The organism is Saccharopolyspora sp. 7B, from assembly GCF_020177435.1.
Lineage (GTDB): Bacteria > Actinomycetota > Actinomycetes > Mycobacteriales > Pseudonocardiaceae > Saccharopolyspora_C > Saccharopolyspora_C gregorii.
Genome location: NZ_JAIUKC010000258.1, coordinates 1 through 1526, shown reverse-complemented (window position 1 = coordinate 1526; position 1526 = coordinate 1). Strand labels below are relative to the sequence as shown.

At 70.1% G+C, this 1526-nt stretch carries 2 protein-coding genes; one reads left to right on the top strand and one right to left on the bottom strand.

Going from position 1 to position 1526, the window contains the following annotated elements; genetic code table 11:
* Positions 1-732: TetR/AcrR family transcriptional regulator (locus tag LCD33_RS28290; RefSeq protein WP_374228551.1), on the bottom strand; the 732-nt coding region annotated here is incomplete at its 3' end.
* 168 nt (positions 733-900) lie between these two features.
* Here LCD33_RS28290 and LCD33_RS28285 point away from each other — a divergent pair.
* Positions 901-1452 carry an SCP2 sterol-binding domain-containing protein gene (locus LCD33_RS28285; protein WP_224968907.1) on the top strand — a complete coding sequence of 184 codons (552 nt, stop codon included), beginning with the start codon at positions 901-903 and terminating at the stop codon, positions 1450-1452.
* Positions 1453-1526: the final 74 nt, after the last annotated feature.

The following is a 1526-nucleotide window of genomic DNA, read 5'->3' as shown; positions in this document are numbered from 1 at the left end:
CCGGCGGGACGGTTCGACACTTGGGGTTCGCGCCCCTCGCAGACGTGGGGGGGGGGGGGGGGGGGGGCCCCCGCCGGGCGACCAGGAGCGTCCTTCGACGAGGTCGCCGAACCCCATCCACGCGAGGTTCATCAACCGCATCGCCAGTCCGTCCGCGGTGTGCTCGGGGTGTTCCACCCACCAGTCCAGCAGCGATTCGGCGGCGCCGACCAGCGCGGCGGCGAACGGTTCCATCTGCTGCGGCTGCATCGGCTGCGCGGCGCCTTCGGTGGCGCGGGCCAGCAGGGAGGCGATGAGGACCATCGCCCGCTCCCGCCACTGCCCGAACTCGGCGGCGAACGGTTCGCCGCCCGCGGGTGCCTGCCGGTGCAGCAGCACCCAGCTGGCCCGGTTCCGCTGCACGTAGTCGAAGAAGACCCGCAGGCCCCGCCAGAGCTGCTCGTCGGGGCCGACCTCGGGGTCCACGGCGGTGCTGATGGCTTCGATCAGCCGGGTGGCCTCCCGCTGGATGCACGCCACGAACAGCTCCTCCTTGGAGCCGAGGTAGGCGTAGATCATCGGTTTGGAGATGCCCGCGACTTCGGAGATCTCGTCCATGGACGCGAGGTGGAAGCCGCGGGCCGCGTAGACCTCGACGGCGGCGTCGAGGATCTGCCGTTCCCGCACCGAGCGCGGTAGCCGCCTGCTGCGGGGTCGTGGGCTCTCCTCGTGATCGTCCGGGTCGGGCCGCATCCCACCTCCTGTTCTCCCGCCGCGGGCGGTGTTGCGGGCCGGTTCCGCGGCGTGCTCGGCTTGGTCCTGATCTGCGGGAGAGGCTAGAGCAGAACGATCAGCGGGATGCCTTGCCCGCCTTACCTACTCACCCGTAGTCTTACTTGTCAGTAGGTAATGGGAGGTCACATGTCCAAGTCGGATCCGGTCGCCGCGCTCGCCGAGGTCGACCCGAAGAAGATCGGCGAAGAGGAGTTCGTCGCGCTGCTGGCAGCGGCCTCCGAGCACGCCGCCGACGGGGCTGCGGACCTCAGCGAACTCCGCCCCGAGCAGTTCGCCAAGCTGATCTCGCGCGCCTCGGCCAAGCAGGTGGAGGCGGTCATGGCCCGCCCCGAGCTCCGCGTGCAGGTGCTCGACGAGGTGTTCCGCCGCATGAGCGAGCACTACAAGTCGGACAAGGCCCGCTCCACCGAGGCCGTGGTGCGCTGGCGCATCGGCACCGACGAGCAGGACACCGTCCGCTACGAGTCGGTGCTCTCCGGCGGGACCTGCACGGTGAACAAGGAGCCGCAGCACGACGACCCGCGGGTCACCATCATGATCACGCCGGTCGAGTTCCTGAAGCTGGTCTCCGGCAACGCCTCCGCGCCGGTGCAGTTCATGACCGGCAAGTTGAAGGTCGCCGGCGACGTCGGCTTCGCCGCCGGGCTCACCAAGCTCTTCCAGATCCCCAAGGCCTGACCGGTGCTCCGGCGCCCGCGCCCAGCGGGACCTGCAGCGGTGGACCGAGGAGCGTTGGCAGACCGAATCGGGTT